Consider the following 18,682-nt stretch of genomic DNA (forward strand, 5'->3'; position numbering starts at 1 on the left):
GCCTGGAACGACATCCCTGAACAGACCAGGTCGAAGACCTCGTTCACATCGTCGTACGGCACGAACTTCGGCATCACCACACCGCCAATCACTCAGCGTTGCTTCGACCGCCTGACTCCGCCCTCGACTCGACCGGTAGAAAGTCTCGATTCGACTCGTAGAAGTCTCGACTCAACGCACGAGGCCCCCGGCTCGAGGAGCGAGCCGGGGGCCTCGTGGGTGCTGCTGAGGGGCGCTAGGACTTTCGGTACGGCAGGCCCACGGCGGCCGGACCGCGGGAGATGCCGACCAGGCCGGCCACCGCGACCACGGTCACGATGTAGGGCAGCATCAGCATGAACTCGCTCGGCACCGGCGAGCCGATCACCGACAGCACGCCCTGCAGGTTGGACGCGAAGCCGAAGAGCAGCGCGGCCAGGGTGGCGCGGATCGGGTCCCACTTGCCGAAGATCACCGCGGCGAGGGCGATGTAGCCGGCGCCGCCGGTCATCTCGCGGTTGAACTGCTGCACCGACACCAGCGTGTAGAACGCACCGCCCATGCCCGCGATCGCGCCGCCGAGCAGCAGCGTGCGGTAGCGGGTGGCGATCACGTTGATGCCCACGGTGTCCGCGGCCTTGGGGTGCTCGCCGACCGCGCGGACCCGCAGGCCCCACTTGGTGCGGTAGAGCGCCCACGCGACCACGGCGACCGTGACGTAGAGCAGGTAGACGATCGGGGACTGACGGAACAGCACCGGGCCGATGAGCGGGATGTCGCCCAGCACGGGGATCGCGTACGGCGCGAGGCGCGGCGGGCTGTTCAGGGCCTCGGCGTTGGGCGCGAGCACCTGGCCGAACATGAAGCTGGTGAAGCCGATGATCAGCACGTTGAGCACCACACCGACGATGACCTGCTCGACGTAGTAGCTGATGGCGAAGACGCCCAGGATCAGGGCGACCAGGGCGCCGGCGGCCATCGCGCCGACCACACCGGCCCACGAGGAGCCGATCACCGAGGCGACCATCGCGGCGGCGAAGGCGCCGGCCAGGAGCTGGCCGTCGATGGCGATGTTGACCACGCCGGCCCGCTCGCCGAGCACGCCGCCGAGGGCGCCGAACACCAGCGGTACGGCGAGCGCGATCGAGCCCGCGATCAGCCCGACGACCGGCAGCGTGCTGCCGGCCGCGGCCCAGGCGAGGAAGCCGATCATCGCGAGGATCGCGAAGACGACCACCAGCCAGACGGGGGTGGTCCGGGTGCGCAGGTAGCGGCGGGTGGACTCGGCGGTGATGAGCGCGAGCAGCACGACCATCGTCCAGGTGGTGCCCATGGCGGGCACGGTCACGTTCGGCAGCTCGAAGAAGTCGTTGCGCGTCGCGAGCCGGAACGTCGTGTCACCCTCCTGCGGCCCGAACAGCGCCGCGGCGGCCAGGGCGAGGGTGACGACGGCGAGGACGATCGGCGTCTTCTTGCTGACGACGGTGATGACCTCGAGGTCGGCGCTCACCGTGCCCGGGGATGAGGCAGGGGCGGGGGCGGGGGTGCTCACGAGGCCTCCTTCGCGGGCAGACGGAAGATCGCCCGGACCAGCGGCGGGGCCGCGATGAACAGCACGATCAGGGACTGGATGACCAGGACGATGTCGACGGGGATGCCCTGGGATGCCTGCATGGAGAAGCCGCCGGCCTTGAAGGCGCCGAACAGCAGGCCTGCGCCGAGGATGCCCAGCGGGCTGGAGCGGCCGAGCAGCGCGACGGTGATCGCGTCGAAGCCGATGCCGGCGTCCAGGCCGGAGTTGACGCCGCTGGTGACGGTGCCGAGCACCTGGTTGCCGGCGGCGAGGCCGACCAGCGAGCCGGCGATCAGCATCGCGAGGACGTAGGTGCGCCCGACGTTGATGCCCGCGGTGCGGGCGGCGTGCGGGTTCTCCCCGACGGCGCGGAAGCGGTAGCCCAGCGAGGAGCGGTTCAGCAGCCACCAGACCACGACCACCGCGACCAGCGCGAGGACGAAGCCGAGGTGCAGGTTGAACCGGTCACCGAGGAGCTTGGGCAGCTGGCCCTCGTCGGGGATGGGCTGCGACTGGGGGTTGATCGTGTTCGGCGCCTGGAGCAGGCCCTGGGTGGAGAGGGCGTAGAGCACCAGGTAGTAGCCGACGTAGTTGAGCATGATCGTGACGATCACCTCGTGGGCGCCGGTGCGGGCCTTCAGCACGCCGGCGATGCCGGCCCACAGGCCGGCGGCGACCATGCCGGCCAGGATCGAGACGATCAGCAGCAGCGGGAACGGCAGGTTGGCGTTGATGGCCACCCAGCCGGCGAACGCGCCGCCGATGAGCATCTGGCCGCGACCGCCGATGTTGAACAGGCCGGCGCGGAACGCCAGGCCGACGCCGAGGCCGGCGGCGATCAGCGGACCGGCGAACTTCAGGGTCTCGGTCAGGGGGCGGATCGCGGTCTGGAAGTCGTCGACGCGGGTGTTGTAGATCGAGCCGCGGAACAGCGCGCCGTACGCCCCCGAGATCGCCTCCCACGCGGCGGTGAAGAAGTCACCGGGGCGGGCGAAGAGGTACTGCGCGCTCGCGCGGACCTCCTCGTTGGTGGCCAGGATCAGCACCGAGCCGACCAGGACGGCCAGGAAGACCGAGAGCACGCCGACGGCGGCGTTGCCGGTGGTGATCGAGCGCAGGACGTGGTGCCAGGGTCCGTTGGCGCGGTCGTCCTCGTCGGGACGGTGCGGCGCCTCCTCGACCTCCGGCGGCGGCGAGCCCTGGGCCTCCGGGGCGGGCTGCGGGTTGTCGGGGTTGCTCATGCGACGGCTCCTGCCGGTCGTTCGCCGGTCATCATCAGGCCGAGGACCTCACGGGGGGTGTCGGCCGGGACGATGCCGACGATCCGGCCGCGGTAGAGGACCATGATCCGGTCGGCCAGGGCGACCACCTCGTCGAGCTCGGTGGAGACGACGAGGACGGGTACGCCGGCGTCGCGGGTGGCCACGATCTGCTGGTGGATGAACTCGATCGACCCCACGTCGACGCCGCGGGTCGGCTGGGCCGCGACCAGCAGGCGCAGGTCGCGGGAGAGCTCGCGTGCGACGACGACCTTCTGCTGGTTGCCGCCCGAGAGGCGCTCGACCGGCGTCGTGATGCCGGGCGCGCGGACGTCGTACTCGGCGAGCTTCTGGCGGGCGAACTCGTCGCGCTCGCGCAGCTGCAGCGAGCCGCCGCGGACGAACGGCGCGCTGAAGCTGCGGTCGAGCATGAGGTTCTCGGCGATGCTGAAGGCGCCGACCAGGCCGTCGACCTGACGGTCCTCGGGGATGAACCCGACGCCGGCCTCGAGCACCTGGCGCACGCTGCGTCCGACGAGCTCGCGCCCGTCGAGGCGGATGGAACCGTGGACGTGGTCCTGCAGCCCGACCAGCGCCTCGGTGAGCTCGGTCTGGCCGTTGCCCTGGACACCGGCCACGGCGAGCACCTCGCCGGCACGGATGGAGAAGCTGAGGTCGTTGAGGTGGACCAGGCCGTCCTTGTCGGTCACGGTCAACCCCGAGACGACGAGTGCCTCGTCGCCGAGCTTGGGGGTGTCCTTGCGGACGGTCAGCTCGACCGGGCGGCCGACCATCAGCGCGGCGAGCTCGGCGTTGCTGGCGGTGGGCTCGGCCTCGCCGACCACCTTGCCCAGCCGGATCACGGTGATCCGGTCGGCGACCTCGCGGACCTCGCGGAGCTTGTGGGTGATGAAGACGATCGCCGTGCCGGACTCGCGCAGCTGGCGCATGATCTGCATCAGCTCGTCGGTCTCCTGCGGGGTCAGCACGGCGGTCGGCTCGTCGAAGACGAGGACCTTGGCGTCGCGGGAGAGGGCCTTGATGATCTCGACGCGCTGCTGCACGCCGACCGGCAGGTCCTCGACGACGGCGTCGGGGTCGACGTGGAAGCCGAACCGGGCGGAGATCTCGCGCACCTTGGCGCGGGCGGCCTCGAGGTCGAGGGAGCCGGCGAAGCCGGTCTCCTCGTGGCCGAGCATGACGTTCTCGGCCACGGTGAAGACGGGGATCAGCATGAAGTGCTGGTGCACCATGCCGATGCCGGCCGCCATCGCGTCGCCGGGGCCGGCGAAGTGCTGCACCTCGCCGTCGAGGACGATCTCGCCCTCGTCGGCCTGGTAGAGGCCGTAGAGGACGTTCATCAGGGTGGACTTGCCGGCGCCGTTCTCACCCAGCAGGCAGTGGATCTCGCCGGAGTCCACGGTGAGGGAGATGCGGTCGTTGGCGACCAGGCTGCCGAAGCGCTTGGTCACGTTGCGCAGGGCCAGTTGCATGGGCCGATCCTAGGGAGGACACGTCGGGGCGGGACGGCGCGCGGGCTCGCCGCCGCCGGGGACAGGACACGCGCACCGAGCCGGTGTCCAAGAGAACGGGGGGAGGCCGACCGTGGCGGTCGGCCTCCCCCCGTCGGAGATCACTGCAGGTAGGACTTCACCTTGATGGAGCCGTCCTGGATCTTGGCGCGGATGTCGTCGAGCTCCGCAGGCAGGGTGTCGGAGATCTTCGACTCCCAGTTGTGGAACGAGGCGATGTCGACGCCCTCGTTCTCCAGGGTGCCGATGTACGGCGCGTTGTCGAAGTTGTCGTCCGCGGCGGCCATGAGGGCCTCGTAGGTCGACAGGTCCATCGCCTTCTGGATCGAGGTCAGCGCGAGGTCGGCCGCCTTCGGGTCCTTCTCGACGATGTCGGAGTCGACGCCGACCAGGGCGGCGTCCGTGCCGGAGTCGGCGATCGCGGTGATCGCGCCCTCGTAGATCGGGCCACCGACGGGCAGGAGGACGTCGGCGTTCTGGTCGAGCAGCTGCTTGGCGGTGTTGGTGGCCTTCTCGTTGGCCTCGAAGCCGCCGGTGAAGCTGCCGTTCTTGCCGTCCCAGCCGACGACCTTGACGTCGGCGTCCTTCTGCTCGTTGTAGTAGTCGACGCCCTGCTTGAAGCCGTCCATGAAGATGGTGACGGTCGGGTACGGCTCGCCGCCGTAGGTGCCGACGACGCCGGTCTTCGAGGTGTCGGCGGCCGCGTAGCCGGCGAGGAACGCCGCCTGCGAGGTGTCGTAGAGCAGCGGCTTGATGTTGTCGGCGTCCGCGGTGCCGTCGAAGTCGGCGTCGGCCGCGTCGTCGATGAGGATGTAGTCGATGTCGGGGTTGTTGTTCGCCGACTCGATGGTGGCAGCCGCCAGGGCGAAGCCGACCGAGACGATCGCGTCGCAACCCTCGGCAACGAGGCTCTCGAGGTTCGGGGCGAAGTCGTTCGGGCTGTTGGACTCGACCTCGATGAGGTCGGTGCCGAGCTCCTCGGCCGCGCGCTGCACGCCCTCGTAGCCGAGCTGGTTGAACGACTTGTCGTCGAAGCCGCCCGCGTCGGACACGATGCAGGGGAGGAAGTCGCTGGCCTGGTTGCCGGACTCGTTGTTGTCCTCCTCCGGGGCCTCGCCGCACGCGACGAGTGCGCCGGACGTCGCCAGGACCGCGACGCTGCCGATGACGGCCTTCCTCAACTTCTTCACATCTGCCTCCAGATCAGTGGCCCCCACCAGCCGGGGGCAACGCACGCACCGTAGTCGCTGCCGCGAGTGCTGGTGACCGCTCCGGGGCGCTGGAGCCAAAGGGTTATCGACTTGGAACCTTCGGGGAGGTGTGGGCCGCTCCGGGAGCGGCGTGGGTCACGCGCGGAGGGCTCGCTGAGCGGTGTGGGTCACTTTCCGCTCGCACCGGGGCCATCACAGGCCGCCTCCGCCGGGACCGCCCCGGATTGCCCTGCCGGGCGGCGTCGGGGACGCTGTGCTCCCGCGGGTGCGCCGCGGGGGAGGAGACCACCATGCCCGAGACCCCAGCAGCCCGCCCCACCGACACGTCGGCCGAGCCCTGGCCCGCGCTGCGCGCCGCCGCCGTCGAGGTGGCCGGGCGCGCGTACGCGCCGTACAGCCGCTATCCCGTGGGGGCCGCGGCCCTGGTCGACGACGGGCGGGTCGTGGTCGGGTGCAACGTCGAGAACGCCGGGTACGGCGTGACGCTGTGCGCCGAGTGCGGCCTGGTCTCCTCGCTGGTCGCCGGCGGCGGCGGGCGGCTGACGCACTTCGTCTGCGTCGACGGGGCGGGGCAGGTGATCATGCCGTGCGGGCGCTGTCGCCAGCTGCTCTTCGAGCACGGCGGGGGCGACCTGCTCGTCTGGACCGTCGTCGGGGTGCGGACGATGGCGGAGGTGCTGCCGGACGCCTTCGGCCCCGACGACCTGCGCACCGCCGGGGGCGGGACCGCGGCTACCGGCGCGTAGGGTCGAAGCCATGTCCGGTCACGACGCCATCGAGGTCATCTCCGCCAAGCGCGACGCCATCGCGCTCACCGACAGCCAGATCGACTGGGTCGTCGACGCCTACACCCGTGGTGTGGTCGCCGACGAGCAGATGTCGGCGCTCGCGATGGCGATCCTGCTCAACGGCATGGACCGCCGCGAGATCTCCCGCTGGACCGCGGCGATGATCGCCTCCGGCGAGCGGATGGACTTCTCGACCCTCTCGCGGCCCACCGCGGACAAGCACTCCACCGGCGGCGTCGGCGACAAGATCACGCTGCCGCTGGCACCGCTGGTCGCCGCGTGCGGAGTCGCGGTCCCGCAGCTGTCCGGGCGCGGCCTGGGCCACACCGGCGGCACCCTGGACAAGCTCGAGGCGATCCCGGGCTGGCGCGCGACGCTCTCCAACGAGGAGATGCTCGCCCAGCTGGAGTCGATCGGCGCGGTCATCTGCGCGGCCGGCGACGGCCTCGCCCCGGCGGACAAGAAGCTCTACGCGCTGCGCGACGTCACCGGCACCGTCGAGGCGATTCCGCTGATCGCCTCCTCGATCATGAGCAAGAAGATCGCCGAGGGCACCGGCGCGCTGGTCCTCGACGTCAAGGTCGGCTCGGGCGCCTTCATGAAGGACCTGGAGCGGGCCCGCGAGCTCGCCGAGACGATGGTCGCACTGGGCAAGGACGCCGGCGTGCACACCGTCGCGCTGCTCACCGACATGGCCACCCCGCTGGGCTACACCGCCGGCAACGCGATCGAGGTCGCCGAGTCGGTCGAGGTGCTCGCCGGCGGGGGACCGGCCGACGTGGTCGAGCTGACCGTCGCGCTGGCCCGCGAGATGCTCGCCGGGGCAGGCGTCACCGACGTGGACCCCGCCGAGGTGCTCGCCTCCGGCAGGGCGATGGACGTGTGGCGCGAGATGATCCGCGCCCAGGACGGCGACCCCGACGCCCCGCTGCCGGTGGCCAAGGAGTCGCACGTCGTGACCGCTCCGGCCACCGGCGTGCTGACCCGCCTCGACGCGATGTCGGTCGGCCTCGCCGCCTGGCGCCTGGGCGCCGGCCGGGCCCGCAAGGAGGACCCGGTGCAGGCCGGTGCCGGCGTGGTCTGGCACGCCCGCCCCGGTGACGAGGTCACCGAGGGCCAGCCGCTGCTCACCCTGCTCACCGACGAGCCCGAGCGCTTCGACCGGGCGCTGGCCTCGCTCGAGGGCGGGTACGACGTGGCGGCCGGAGGCGCGGCGTACGAGCCGGCGCCGCTGGTCATCGACCGGATCGGCTGACCCGGACCCCTCGCGCCGGGCGGCACGGCTGCCTAGCATCGTGGGGCATGGACGTGACCGCCTGGCTGCTGGACGGTGATCCAGCGGTCCGCTGGCAGACGCTGCGCGACGTCGTCGGCGCGCCCGAGGACGAGGTGGCCCTCGAGCGGGCGCGCGTCGCCACCGAGGGCTGGGGCGCGCGGCTGCTGGAGCTGCGTGGTGCCGACGGCCTGTGGGCGGGCGGCGCGTGCTTCCCGCGCTCGGTCCTCGACGCCTGGCGCGCCGGCCTCGAGCCCGACTTCTCCGAGGGCCAGCCGTGGACGGCGACCCTCCCGCAGCTCGCACTGCTGCGTGAGCTGGGCCTGGACCCCGGGAGCGAGGTGGCCCGGCAGGTGGTCGCGCAGGTCGCCGCGGGCTGCCGCTGGGAGCACGACGACGAGGCCTTCTTCGACGGGGAGGTCGAGGCCTGCATCAACGGGCGCACGCTGGCGATCGGGGCGTACTTCGGTGCCGACGTGGACGCCCTGGCCGCCCGGCTGCTCGACGACCAGCTCGGGGACGGCGGCTGGAACTGCTGGACCGAGCACGGCGCCACCGTCTCGTCGTTCGACTCCACGATCTGCGTGCTCGAGGGGCTCCGCGAGGTCGAGGCGGCGCACGGGTCGCCCGCCGTCACGGAGGCTCGTCGCCGCGGGGAGGAGTACCTGCTGGAGCGCGGGCTGTTCCGCAGCCTGCGCACCGGCGAGGTGCCGGAGCAGCGGTGGCTGGAGCCGGCGTACCCGACCCGGTGGCACTACGACGTGCTGCGCGCCCTGGACCACCTGCGCGCGGCCGGCGGCTCCCCGGACCCGCGCGCGGCCGAGGCCGTCGCGCTGGTCCGGGACAAGCAGCAGGCGGACGGCAGGTGGCTGCTCGAGCGCGTGCACCCGGGGGAGAGTGACCTCCTCATCGAGGAGGCGGGGCGCCCGAGCCGCTGGACCACGCTGCGAGCGCTGCGGGTGCTGGACTGGTACGACGGGCGCTGACCGGGGAGGTCAGCGGGGCGCGGCGCGGCGGTACTGCACCGGCCAGAGGTCGGTGGCGTCCTCGCCGAGCTCGCGCGCGGCGTGCAGCGGCCAGTGCGGGTCGCGCAGCAGCTCGCGGCCGAGCAGGACCACGTCGGCGGAGCCGTCGGCGAGGATGTCCTCGGCCTGCTTGGCGTCCGTGATCAGGCCGACCGCGCCCGTGGGGACCTGGGCCTCGGCGCGCACCCGGCGCGCGAACGGCACCTGGTAGCCCGGACCGACCGGGATCTCGGCGGGTGCGTTGCCCCCGGTGGAGGTGTCCACCAGGTCGACGCCCTCCTCGCGCAGCAGTGCGGCCAGCTGGACCGTCTCCTCGACGTTCCAGCCGTCGTCGAGCCAGTCGGTGGCGGAGAGCCGCACGATCACCGGCACGCCGGCGTCGACGCGGCCGCGGATCTCGCGCACGACCTCGAGCGCGAGGCGGGCGCGGTGCTCGAAGGGGCCGCCGTACTCGTCCTCGCGGTGGTTGGACAGCGGGGAGAGGAACTCGTGGATCAGGTAGCCGTGGGCCGCGTGCACCTCCAGCACGTCGAACCCGGCGGCCACCGCCCGCTCGGCGGCGTCGCCGAAGGCGGTGACCACCCGGGCGATGCCGGCGGCGTCGAGCGGCTCGGGGTCCTCGTGCAGGCCGGGGTACGGCGCCGCGGACGGCCCGACGGGGCGCCAGCCGCCGTCGGCCTCGGGGACCGCGCCGCGCGCGGCGGTGAAGCCGGAGTACGTCGAGGCCTTGCGGCCGGCGTGGGCGAGCTGGATGCCCGCGGTCGCGCCCTGGTCGTGCACGAACTCCACGATCCGCGCCCACGCCGCCTGCTGCTCGTCGTTCCACAGCCCGGCGTCGTCGGGGGAGATGCGTCCCTCCGGCACCACGGCCGTCGCCTCGCTGATCACCAGCCCGGCCCCGCCGCGGGCGAAGGAGCCCAGGTGCACCAGGTGCCAGTCGTTCGGCAGGCCGTCGACGGCGGAGTACTGGCACATCGGCGCCACCCACACGCGGTTGCGGATGGTCACGTCGCGCAGGGTGATCGGGGTGAAGAGCTGGCTCACGGGGGTGCTGTCTCCTGAGGGTTCGGGGGTGTGCTCGGGCAACCACGTCCGCGGCCGGAGCATTCCGGCTGCCGTCCTCCCGTGGCCGGGCGGGCAGAAGTCGTCGCCGCGAGGTGTCGGCACGCTCGGCGTCCGCCAGTGCGCGGACCTCTGCCCGTCGGCACCCGAACGACAGCGCGACCAGCAGCGGTACGCCGGCGCGCGGCGGGGTACCGCGCGGAGCATGAGCGACCACGACTCCGGCTTCCTCGGCCTCATCGGCGCGGGCGACCCCACGGCCACCGACGGCGAGGCGCGCCTCGAGGTCGAGGTCGACGAGCGGCACCTCAACCCCGCGGGCACCGTCCACGGCGGGCTGCTCGCCACCCTCGTCGACACCACGATGGGCGCCGCCGTCCGCAGCATGGCCGAGGGCGAGGTGCCGGCGACCAGCCAGCTCTCCGTGACCTACCTGCGGCCGGGCAAGCCGGGGCCGTTGGAGGTCACCGCCGCGGTGCGCAAGCGCGGGGAGAGCATCGTGGTGTGCGAGGCCGACGTGACCCAGGAGGGGAAGTCGCTGGTGCACGCGCTGGCGACGTTCGCGCTCATCGACGGCTGAGCCCCGACCGCAGCGGGCGGGGTCAGTCCGACGACCGGCCGGCGTGGTGGGCCCGGTACGGCGGGTAGAGCCGCGCGAGGAACGCCTCGAGCTCGGCGGCGAGCTCGTCGTCCAGGGTCGGGAACGAGAACGTCGCCTTGCCGGTACGCCGCGCGCGGAAGCGCTCGGAGGAGCCGTCGAGCGCCTCCGGCCAGGTGTCGACCGCGATCGCGTAGAGGCTGACCTTGCGAGCGCTGCGGGCCACCGAGGCGAAGTAGTCGTGGCTGCCCGTGCCGGGCCACCGCAGCGACGGCATGCCGTAGATGGTCGCCTCCTCGAGCTCGTCGCGGTACGGCTCCAGCAGGGTCCAGATGCGGGCTTCCACCGTGTCGAGGTCGGTCATCTCGCGAGCATAGGGCGGGCCGGGCCCTCCGTTGCGCGATGCGGACCCTCAGTCCGCGAGCAGCAGCACGACCGTCTCGGCGACGCAGGCCGGCTTGGGCTCGTCCTCGATCTCCACGACCTGGCCGAGGGTGAGCTGGTGCCCGGCCGGCAGCTCGGTGAGCGAGCCGACCGAGACGGAGAGCCGGATCCGTCGTCCGACTCGCAGCGGGCTGGGGAAGCGGACCTTGTTGACGCCGTAGTTCAGCTTCGCGCCGGGGGTGTCGAGGGTGAACACCCCCTGGCCGAGGAACGGGATCAGCGACAGCGTGAGGTAGCCGTGGGCGATGGTGCCGCCGAAGGGACCCGCGGCCGCGCGCTCGGTGTCGACGTGGATCCACTGGTGGTCGCCGGTGGCCTCGGCGAACGCGTCGACGCGGGCCTGGTCGACCTCCAGCCAGTCGCTGGTGCCGAGCACCTCCCCGACGGCATCGGCGATCTCGTCGACCTTCGTGAAGACGCGCATCCAGGGCTCCTCGGGATCGGCCCAGGGAATGCCTGGGCGTGCAGGCGGGGTGGTTGGATGGCGCCATGAGCGCCAGTGCCGTCGAACCTAACGCCCCCACGCGCGATCTGGTGCTGCGTGCGCCGAAGGTCCTCCTCCACGACCACCTCGACGGAGGCCTGCGCCCGCAGACGGTGATCGACCTCGCCGCCGAGTGCGGCCACGAGCTGCCCGCGACCGACGCCGACGAGCTCGGCGCCTGGTTCGCCGCCGCGGCCGACTCGGGCTCCCTGGAGCGCTACCTGGAGACCTTCGACCACACCGTCGGGGTGATGCAGACCGCCGACTCGCTGGCCCGGGTGGCCCGCGAGTGCGTGACCGACCTCGCCGCCGACGGTGTGGTGTACGCCGAGATCCGCTACGCCCCCGAGCAGCACGTCGAGCAGGGCCTGTCCCTCGACGACGTGGTCGAGGCCGTCCAGCGCGGCTTCGACGAGGGCACGGAGGCCGCCGGCGGGCGGATCCTGGTGCGCCAGCTGCTGACCGCGATGCGCCACCAGGCCCGGTCCATGGAGATCGCCGAGCTCGCGGTGGCGTGGCGCGACCGCGGCGTCGCCGGCTTCGACATCGCCGGCGCGGAGGCCGGCTACCCGCCCACCCGCCACCTCGACGCCTTCGAGTACCTCCAGCGCGAGAACGCCCACTTCACCATCCACGCCGGCGAGGCGTTCGGGCTGCCGTCGATCTGGCAGGCCCTCCAGTGGTGCGGCGCGGACCGCCTGGGCCACGGCGTGCGCATCATCGACGACATCACGGTGCGCGAGGACGGCCGCGTGGAGCTCGGCCGGCTCGCGGCGTACGTGCGCGACAAGCGGATCCCGCTGGAGATGTGCCCGGCGTCCAACGTGCAGACCGGCGCCGCCAAGTCGATCGCCGAGCACCCGATCGGGCTGCTCACCAGCCTGCGCTTCCGGGTCACCGTCAACACCGACAACCGGCTGATGAGCCACACCTCGATGACCGACGAGATGTGGAACCTGTGCGAGGCGTTCGGCTTCGGCCTGCCCGACCTCGAGTGGTTCACGCTCAACGCGATGAAGTCGGCGTTCCTGCCCTTCGACGAGCGGCTCGCGCTGATCAACCAGGTCATCAAGCCGGCGTACGCCGCCCTGGCCGCGGAGTCCGCCGCCTCCTGATCGCGCCACGAGTGCCGACTCGGCGAGGGGTCAGGTGGACTCGAGGGCGCGGATGTCGGCGAGGGCCTGCTCGGGGGTGACCGGGCGGCAGCCGCGGGCCTCGGCGCGGGCCACGACGCGGCGCTCGCCGCGCATCAGGTCCAGGCCGCGGCGCAGCAGCACCAGCGGCGGCTTGCGCCGCTCGCGCAGGTCGCGGGTCAGGCGCAGCGTGAAGGTCACCAACGGGTGGCGCCGGATGCAGTACGCCGCGGCGAGCAGGCCGTCCGCGGCGGCCGGGCGCACCACCAGCTCGGCGAAGATCCCCTCGGCGACGAAGAGCCGGTGCTCGCCGAGGTCGAGCTCGCGCGAGCCGGTGCGCCCGTCGTGCGCGATGTCGTAGACCGGCACCTGGGCGCGACCCTCGCGGCACAGCTCGGCGATGGTGGCGAGCGCGTCGTCGAGGAGCCAGGCGTCGACGTGGTCCCAGTCGACCATCCCGGCGTTCGCGCCGACGGTGATCACCGGCAGCGTCGGGTCGGAGCCGTCCTTGTAGAAGTCGTCGAGGCGCAGGACCGGCAACCCGGTCCGCGCCGCGAGCCTGCTCTTGCCGGAGCCGGACGGCCCGGCGAGGACGATGACCCGGGCGTGCACCGGATCATTGTGCCCGATGTCCGCGCCGTGGCCGGGCCCGGGCTCAGTAGCCCGCGGCACCGCCCGCGTCGCCGCCGAGCAGCGCGCGGCTGCCCGAGACGCCGAGGCGCGAGGCACCGGCCGCGATCATGGCGCGGGCCTGCTCCAGGGTGCGCACGCCACCGGAGGCCTTGACCTTGGCGCGGTCGCCCACGGTCTCGGCCATCAGGCGCACGGCGTGCTCGGTGGCGCCGCCGGCGGGGTGGAAGCCGGTGGAGGTCTTGACGAAGTCCGCGCCCGCCTCGACCGCGGCGCGGCACACCGCGACGATCTGCTCGTCGTCCAGGGCGGCGGACTCGATGATCACCTTGAGCACGGTGGGCGCCGGGGCGGCGGCGCGCACGGCCGCGATGTCGGCGCGCACGTCGTCGAAGCGGCCCTCGCGGGCGGCGCCGATGTCGATGACCATGTCGATCTCGTCCGCGCCGCGGCTGACGGACTCGGCCGCCTCGGTGGCCTTCACCGTCGAGGTGTGCTTGCCGCTGGGGAAGCCGCAGACGACGGCGACCTTGAGGTCGCTGCCGGCCGGCACGTCCAGGGGCAGCATCGAGGGGGAGACGCACACCGAGTAGGTGCCGAGCTCGACGGCCTCGGCGACGAGGGCGGCCACGTCGGCGCGGGTGGCCTCGGGCTTGAGCAGGGTGTGGTCGATGGTGCGGGCGACGTCGGCGGGGGAGGGTGCACTGGTGGAGGCGGTCACCGCGCCAGCATAGGCTCGTCGGCGACAGGCCCGACATCGCTGGCGCCCCGCGCCGGCTCCGAGGAGAGTGGCGTGACCGAGCAGGTCGTGGAGCGGTTCAAGCCCACCAGTGGACGGATCATGGGGACGGTCGGGATGGTCCTCGTCGCCCTCGTCCTGGTGTTGGGCCTCATCGACCCCGACAGCGGTTTCGGCGGGCCGGTCTTCGCCGGCGCCGTCGCCATCGGGGTGCTCACCTGGGCCTCGACGCTGCGCCCCGCGATGTGGGTCACCACCGAGTCCCTGGTGATGCGCAACATGTTCGAGACCGTCACGATCCCGCTGGCCGCCGTCGAGCAGGTCGCGGTCCAGCAGGTCACCGCCGTCCGCGCCGGCGACCGCCGCTACATCTCCCCGGCCGTCGGTCGCAGCCTGCGCCAGGTGATGAAGACCCGCCGTGGCGCCGGCGCCCCGGGCGACACGGGTGACGACGCCGCGGCGAGCGCGGTGACCACGTCGTACGCCGACATGGTCGAGGACCGGATCCGCAGCCTGGCCGCCGACGCGGCCGCCGCCCGCGGCATCCGCCCGCGCTCGGACGAGCAGGTGGGGCTCGGGCGCGAGGTGCGCCGTCGCCCGGCCTGGGCCGAGATCGTGCTGCTGGTCGCCGCGGTCCTGGCGCTGGTCGTCAGCCTGGCGGTGTAGCCGCCCCAGGCGGAAGGGCCTGCGCTCAGATCCCCGCCGCAGCGCGGATGTCGCCCCGCAGGGCGTCGAGGCGCCCGGCGGCGTTGATGCGGGCGGCGTCGACCGCGTCGGTGCCGGAGCCGGACTGCTCGACCGGGACGACCACCTCGAGGTAGCACTTCAGCTTGGGCTCGGTCCCGCTCGGTCGTACGACGACGCGCGCGCCGCCCGCGAGGGAGTAGCGCAGCCCGTCGGTCGGGGGCAGCGCGGCGCTGCCGAGCTCGAGGTCGTCGACGCGCTCCACCGCGAGGCCGCCCAGGGTGGTGGGCGGCACGCTGCGCAGCCGGGCCATCGCGGCGGCGATCTCGGCGACGTCGGTGACCCGCACGGAGAGCTGGTCGGTGGCGTGCAGACCGTGGCTGCGGGCCAGGTCGTCGAGCAGGTCGGTGAGCGTGCGGCCCTCCGCCTTGAGGCTCGCCGCCAGCTCGCACAGCAGCAGCAGCGCGGAGACGCCGTCCTTGTCGCGCACGTGCTCGGGGTCCACGCAGTAGCCGAGCGCCTCCTCGTAGCCGAAGGCCAGGCCCTCGACGCGCCCGATCCACTTGAAGCCGGTCAGGGTCTCGGCGTACGGCTGACCGGCGGCGGCCGCCATCTTCGACAGCAGGGTCGAGGACACGATCGTGGTCGCGTAGACGCCCTCGGCGCCGCGGGCGAGCAGCGCGTGGGCCAGCAGCGCGCCGACCTCGTCGCCGCGCAGCATCCGCCACCCGTGCGGGCCGGGCACCGCCGCGGCGCAGCGGTCGGCGTCAGGGTCGTTCGCCACGACCAGGTCGGCGCCGTGCGCGGCGGCCAGGGCCATCGCCAGGTCCATCGCGCCCGGCTCCTCGGGGTTCGGGAACGCCACGGTCGGGAAGTCGGGGTCCGGCTGCTCCTGCTCGGCGACCACGCGCGGCGTGGAGAACCCGGCGGTCTCCAGCACCTGCACGACCGAGGCGCCGCCCACGCCGTGCAGCGGCGTGTAGACGATGTCGAGGTCGCGGGGCCCGTCACCGGCGAGACCGGCGACGACGTCGAGGTAGCGGTCCACGATCGTCTCGTCGAGCACGTGGCCGGGCGCCCCGCGCGGCACCGAGGACAGCGGGCCGACCGCGTCGATGCGGGCGGCGATCTCGCGGTCCGCGGGCGCCACGATCTGGCTGCCGTCGCCGAGGTAGACCTTGTAGCCGTTGTCCTGCGGCGGGTTGTGGCTCGCGGTCACCATCACGCCGGCCACGCAGCCGAGCTCGCGGATCGCGAACGCCAGCAGCGGGGTGGGCAGCGGGCGGGGGAGCAGGTGGGCGGTGAAGCCGGCCCCGGTCATCACCTCGGCGGTGTCGCGGGCAAAGACGTCGGAGTTGTGGCGTGCGTCGTAGCCGATCACCACGGCGCTGCCGGGGCGCGCGCCGGTGTCGCGCAGGTACGCCGCGAGCCCGGCGGCGGCGCGCAGCACGACCACGCGGTTCATCCGGTTGGGGCCGGGGCCGAGGGCGCCGCGCAGGCCGGCGGTCCCGAACTCCAGGGTGCCGCGGAACGCGTCGGCCAGGGACGCCGCGTCCCCGCCCGCCTCGACGTCTCGCACCAGGGCCTCGAGGTCGGCGCGGGTGCGCTCGTCGGGGTCCTCGCTCGCCCAGGCACGGGCGCGGGAGAGGAGCTGGTCCACCTCGGGGGTCGTCATGGACCGAACGCTAGTACGTCGTGGTCCGGCGCCGCCCACCACCGCGACGGCATGCTGGCCGGATGCGCGCGACGTACTCCTTCCGTGACTCCTGGCCGGTGGCGGCGAGCCCGGAGGAGGTGCGCGACGTGGTCGTCGACCTGGAGCGCTACCCGCTGTGGTGGCCGCAGGTCGTGGCGGTGGCCTCGCTGGGCCCCGACGCGGCGCGGGTGCTGTGCCGCTCGGCGCTGCCCTACACCCTGGACCTGGTGCTGCACGCGGTCACCCGCGAGCTGCCGGTGCTGGAGGTCGAGGTCTCCGGTGACCTGGCCGGCCGGGTGCGGTTCACGGTCACCGAGGAGGACGGCGGGGGAGCGCGGATCGACTTCGCCCAGGACGTCGAGGTCACCGGGGCGCTCGCGCTCGCGTCCCGGGTCGCGCGCCCGCTGCTGACGTGGAACCACGAGCGGATGATGCGCGGCTGCGCCGAGGGCCTCGCGCGGCGACTGGCGGGCCTCCCGACGCACTGACCGCGGCCGGCCGGAGGCCGACCGCGGTCGTGGTGGAGCTGGGGGCAGCCGGGTGTGGCTGCGGGGCGCTCAGCGGCGGTAGGCGTCCATCGAGGCGCTCAGCTCGTCGAAGAGGGCCTGGTTGCAGCGGAACGCCTCCTGGACCTCGGCCACGACCTCGGCGCGCTGGGCGGCGTCGAGGGGGAGGGCGTCGAGGCGGGCGCGGTAGCCGTCCTTGTAGTCCTTGGGCTTCGCGATGGTCTCGAAGTCGTAGAAGGCGATGCCCTGGCCGGTGGAGCCGTAGGTCCGGTCGATCACCCGGCCGATGGCGAGGCCGCCCGACAGGTCGCCGAGGTAGCGGGTGTAGTGGTGGGCGATGAACCTCAGCGGCGAGGACGCGGCTGCGCGCACCCGCTCGGCGTACGCCGTGGCCGCCGGGCTGTCGATGTCGAGCGAGCCGCCACCGCTCCAGTGCGCGATGTCGGACTCGATCGCGGCCAGCCGGTCGAGGGCCGGGTCGTAGAGCTCCGCGGCGATCGGGTCGTCCGCCAGCTCACGTCCGACGGCCTCCAGTGCCGCATAAACTCTGCGCAGCAGGCGCAGGTAGTCGGTGTAGCCCGCCTCGTTGATGCGCCCGGCCATCAGCTCGGAGGTGAACGTGGCGCTCTCGGCGTCGCTGTGCTGAGCCAGCGATCCCTGGCGCATCGCCGTCGAGAGCGGGATGTCGAGGTCGGCGTCGACGGTGGTCATGGGAACTCCTGCGAGCGGGGGGCCGGGTACGGCCGGGTTGGTGTCGGGCACGACAAGCATGCCCGGGATTAGACACAGTGTCAGAAAGATAGTGACACCTTGTCAACAAGGTGGAGGGATTCATTTAGGTGAACCTAAGTAATGTTAGGCTCGGCTTACTGGCCTGGCCAGCGTTCTCAGATTCCCATGATGGAACCGGCCCGCTCGGGGGGCTGCTCACGGAAACGGATGGATGTCTCATGACCACCCCCGCGCGCCGACCGAGGTCCCGTGTCCTGATCCCGGTCGTGATGGCAGCCGCCCTGCTCGCCGGGTGCGGCATCTCCGTCGGGGACAGCGGGTCCCCGGACGGGGAGGGCAGCGGCGCCGCCGCGCCCCCGCTCGCCGAGGTCGAGGCGCTGGACGACGTGCGTGGCTGGGAGGGATCGGTCAACGCGGTCGCCGAGGAGCAGGTCGAGCCGGTCGTCGAGCAGGCCGAGCCGAAGCTCCCCGTGACCGTCACCGACGCCCAGGGCACCAAGGTCACCATCACCGACGCGAGCCGGATCCTGCCGCTGGACATCTACGGCACCCTCTCGCGCACCGTCTTCGAGCTCGGCCTGGGCGACCAGGTGGTCGGGCGTGAGATCGCCACCCAGTTCGACGCGGCCGCCGACCTGCCCCTGGTCACCCAGAACGGCCACGACCTCAACGCCGAGGCCATCTTGGAGCTGGACCCGACGGTGATCATCACCGACACCTCGCTCGGGCCGTGGGACGCGATCCTGCAGATGCGCGACGCCGGGATCCCGGTCGTGGTCGTCGACTCCAAGCGCTCGCTGGACACCGTGTCGAGCCTGATCGAGGAGGTCGCCACCGCGCTCGGCGTCCCCGAGCAGGGCGCCGCGCTGGCCGAGCGCACCCAGGCCGAGGTCGACGCCGTGACCGAGCAGATCGCCGACGTGGCCCCCGCCGAGCGCGGCGAGCGGCTGCGCACCGTCTTCCTCTACGTCCGCGGCCAGTCGGGCGTCTACTACATGTTCGGAGAGAAGTCGGGCGCCGACTCCCTCATCGACGCCCTCGGGCTCTACGACGTGGCCGGCGAGATCGGCTGGAACGGCATGAAGCCGGTCACCGACGAGGGCCTGGTCGACGCGCAGCCCGACCTGGTGCTGATGATGACCAAGGGCCTGGAGTCGGTCGACGGCGTCGACGGCCTCCTCGAGCGGTTGCCCGCGCTCGCGCAGACCCCCGCCGGCCAGAACAAGCGGATCGTCACGATGGACGACTCCCAGATCCTCGGGTTCGGCCCCGCGGCCGCCACCACCTTGAACTCCCTCGCCGTCGCGATCTACGCGCCGGAGGCCATCTCGTGA

Annotated in this window: 19 protein-coding genes; 8 read left to right on the forward strand and 11 right to left on the reverse strand. The window is 72.8% G+C overall.

The features are described from left to right. Window positions 1-235 precede the first annotated feature (235 nt). The 4 genes from HOQ23_RS02595 to HOQ23_RS02610 all read right to left on the reverse strand — a co-directional run bounded on the left by HOQ23_RS02595 (window position 236) and on the right by HOQ23_RS02610 (window position 5,533). Window positions 236-1,531, reverse strand: a complete 1,296-nt coding sequence (locus HOQ23_RS02595) for an ABC transporter permease (RefSeq protein WP_172211620.1) — start codon at window positions 1,529-1,531, stop codon at window positions 236-238. Next, window positions 1,528-2,793, reverse strand: coding sequence for an ABC transporter permease (locus tag HOQ23_RS02600; protein WP_172211622.1), 1,266 nt, complete (start codon window positions 2,791-2,793; stop codon window positions 1,528-1,530). Before HOQ23_RS02600 ends, HOQ23_RS02595 begins: the two co-directional genes overlap by 4 nt. Next, window positions 2,790-4,304: an ABC transporter ATP-binding protein gene (locus HOQ23_RS02605; protein ID WP_172211624.1), complete on the reverse strand. Its 1,515-nt coding sequence runs from the start codon at window positions 4,302-4,304 to the stop codon at window positions 2,790-2,792. The genes HOQ23_RS02600 and HOQ23_RS02605 overlap by 4 nt, the downstream gene beginning before the upstream one ends. Window positions 4,305-4,444: 140 nt before the next feature. After that, complete coding sequence (locus HOQ23_RS02610; RefSeq protein WP_172211626.1) at window positions 4,445-5,533, reverse strand: BMP family ABC transporter substrate-binding protein; 1,089 nt, start codon at window positions 5,531-5,533, stop codon at window positions 4,445-4,447. A 311-nt stretch (window positions 5,534-5,844) separates the two neighbouring features. Between HOQ23_RS02610 and HOQ23_RS02615 the strand changes: the two genes are divergently transcribed. Genes HOQ23_RS02615 through HOQ23_RS02625 form a run of 3 tightly spaced genes read left to right on the forward strand, consistent with a single transcriptional unit; the run spans window position 5,845 to window position 8,601 of the window. Next, window positions 5,845-6,300: a cytidine deaminase gene (locus tag HOQ23_RS02615; RefSeq protein ID WP_172211628.1), complete on the forward strand. Its 456-nt coding sequence runs from the start codon at window positions 5,845-5,847 to the stop codon at window positions 6,298-6,300. Between the two features lie 10 nt (window positions 6,301-6,310). Beyond that, window positions 6,311-7,597, forward strand: a complete 1,287-nt coding sequence (locus HOQ23_RS02620; RefSeq protein ID WP_172211630.1) for a thymidine phosphorylase — start codon at window positions 6,311-6,313, stop codon at window positions 7,595-7,597. 47 nt (window positions 7,598-7,644) lie between these two features. After that, a complete protein-coding gene (locus tag HOQ23_RS02625) occupies window positions 7,645-8,601 on the forward strand; it encodes a hypothetical protein (protein WP_172211632.1) in 957 nt (318 codons plus the stop codon). A gap of 9 nt (window positions 8,602-8,610) precedes the next feature. Here HOQ23_RS02625 and HOQ23_RS02630 read toward each other — a convergent pair whose 3' ends face one another. Beyond that, window positions 8,611-9,747 (reverse strand): NADH:flavin oxidoreductase/NADH oxidase, encoded by a 1,137-nt coding sequence (locus HOQ23_RS02630; RefSeq protein ID WP_216653552.1) that lies wholly within the window; start codon window positions 9,745-9,747, stop codon window positions 8,611-8,613. A 160-nt stretch (window positions 9,748-9,907) separates the two neighbouring features. Between HOQ23_RS02630 and HOQ23_RS02635 the strand changes: the two genes are divergently transcribed. Further along, window positions 9,908-10,282 carry a PaaI family thioesterase gene (locus tag HOQ23_RS02635; protein ID WP_172211634.1) on the forward strand — a complete coding sequence of 125 codons (375 nt, stop codon included), beginning with the start codon at window positions 9,908-9,910 and terminating at the stop codon, window positions 10,280-10,282. A 22-nt stretch (window positions 10,283-10,304) separates the two neighbouring features. On the opposite strand, the gene HOQ23_RS02640 is transcribed toward HOQ23_RS02635, so the two are convergent. Next, window positions 10,305-10,664, reverse strand: a complete 360-nt coding sequence (locus tag HOQ23_RS02640; RefSeq protein ID WP_172211635.1) for a hypothetical protein — start codon at window positions 10,662-10,664, stop codon at window positions 10,305-10,307. A gap of 48 nt (window positions 10,665-10,712) precedes the next feature. Beyond that, window positions 10,713-11,168 carry a MaoC family dehydratase gene (locus HOQ23_RS02645; protein WP_172211636.1) on the reverse strand — a complete coding sequence of 152 codons (456 nt, stop codon included), beginning with the start codon at window positions 11,166-11,168 and terminating at the stop codon, window positions 10,713-10,715. A 65-nt stretch (window positions 11,169-11,233) separates the two neighbouring features. On the opposite strand from HOQ23_RS02645, the gene HOQ23_RS02650 reads away from it, so the two are divergent. Beyond that, window positions 11,234-12,343 carry an adenosine deaminase gene (locus tag HOQ23_RS02650; RefSeq protein WP_172211637.1) on the forward strand — a complete coding sequence of 370 codons (1,110 nt, stop codon included), beginning with the start codon at window positions 11,234-11,236 and terminating at the stop codon, window positions 12,341-12,343. A 30-nt stretch (window positions 12,344-12,373) separates the two neighbouring features. Here HOQ23_RS02650 and HOQ23_RS02655 read toward each other — a convergent pair whose 3' ends face one another. Together HOQ23_RS02655 and deoC are read right to left on the reverse strand one after the other, a co-directional pair. Then, window positions 12,374-12,973 (reverse strand): ATP-binding protein, encoded by a 600-nt coding sequence (locus tag HOQ23_RS02655; protein WP_172211638.1) that lies wholly within the window; start codon window positions 12,971-12,973, stop codon window positions 12,374-12,376. 43 nt (window positions 12,974-13,016) lie between these two features. Continuing rightward, window positions 13,017-13,712 carry a deoxyribose-phosphate aldolase gene (deoC, locus tag HOQ23_RS02660; RefSeq protein WP_172211639.1) on the reverse strand — a complete coding sequence of 232 codons (696 nt, stop codon included), beginning with the start codon at window positions 13,710-13,712 and terminating at the stop codon, window positions 13,017-13,019. A 72-nt stretch (window positions 13,713-13,784) separates the two neighbouring features. Between deoC and HOQ23_RS02665 the strand changes: the two genes are divergently transcribed. After that, window positions 13,785-14,396: a hypothetical protein gene (locus HOQ23_RS02665; protein WP_172211640.1), complete on the forward strand. Its 612-nt coding sequence runs from the start codon at window positions 13,785-13,787 to the stop codon at window positions 14,394-14,396. A gap of 25 nt (window positions 14,397-14,421) precedes the next feature. Here the strand turns inward: HOQ23_RS02665 and HOQ23_RS02670 are convergent, their stop codons facing one another. After that, the gene (locus HOQ23_RS02670) at window positions 14,422-16,089 is read right to left on the reverse strand and encodes a phospho-sugar mutase (RefSeq protein WP_172211641.1); all 1,668 of its coding nucleotides are present in this window, start codon (window positions 16,087-16,089) and stop codon (window positions 14,422-14,424) included. A 62-nt stretch (window positions 16,090-16,151) separates the two neighbouring features. Between HOQ23_RS02670 and HOQ23_RS02675 the strand changes: the two genes are divergently transcribed. Further along, window positions 16,152-16,598: an SRPBCC family protein gene (locus HOQ23_RS02675; RefSeq protein ID WP_172211642.1), complete on the forward strand. Its 447-nt coding sequence runs from the start codon at window positions 16,152-16,154 to the stop codon at window positions 16,596-16,598. Window positions 16,599-16,667: 69 nt separating this feature from the next. On the opposite strand, the gene HOQ23_RS02680 is transcribed toward HOQ23_RS02675, so the two are convergent. After that, a complete protein-coding gene (locus HOQ23_RS02680) occupies window positions 16,668-17,327 on the reverse strand; it encodes a heme oxygenase (biliverdin-producing) (RefSeq protein ID WP_172211644.1) in 660 nt (219 codons plus the stop codon). A gap of 239 nt (window positions 17,328-17,566) precedes the next feature. Here HOQ23_RS02680 and HOQ23_RS02685 point away from each other — a divergent pair, with 239 nt between their 5' ends. Next, the gene (locus HOQ23_RS02685) at window positions 17,567-18,682 is read left to right on the forward strand and encodes a hemin ABC transporter substrate-binding protein (protein WP_253945128.1); all 1,116 of its coding nucleotides are present in this window, start codon (window positions 17,567-17,569) and stop codon (window positions 18,680-18,682) included.

Origin of the sequence: Nocardioides sp. zg-DK7169 (assembly GCF_013155365.1) — a bacterium.
Lineage (GTDB): Bacteria > Actinomycetota > Actinomycetes > Propionibacteriales > Nocardioidaceae > Nocardioides.